The 252-nt window shown below is 54.8% G+C and carries 1 protein-coding gene; it reads left to right on the top strand.

Annotation, left to right across the window (positions count from 1 at the left end; all coding sequences use genetic code 11):
• Window positions 1-12: 12 nt before the first annotated feature.
• The coding region (locus tag FVP33_RS19345) for a hypothetical protein (protein ID WP_222706822.1) at window positions 13-252 on the top strand (240 nt) is incomplete at its 3' end.

Here is a 252-nt window from a genome sequence, read left to right as displayed (position 1 = left end):
TATAACGAAGCGGTGAAGCAACTCAACAAAGGCCGCAAGGTGTACGCGCCTGACTTACTGAAGACGCTACCTGAGTGGACAGCGAATTGCCCGCGCCATATCCGTGTCGGTGCCGTGATGGATGCACAGAAAGCTGTCACCGCCGCTCGGCGCAAGTGGAAAGAAACAGGCGAACCGCAGCGTGTGAAATTCCGTCGCAGGCGAAATAATACGAAGTCCTTTTACCTCTGCGCGCCATTCATCAAGCACAAC

Origin of the sequence: Lacisediminihabitans profunda, assembly GCF_008040105.1 — a bacterium.
GTDB lineage: Bacteria > Actinomycetota > Actinomycetes > Actinomycetales > Microbacteriaceae > Lacisediminihabitans > Lacisediminihabitans profunda.
Note: the sequence above shows the minus strand (reverse complement) of the source record. Positions and strands in the feature narration are given on the sequence as shown.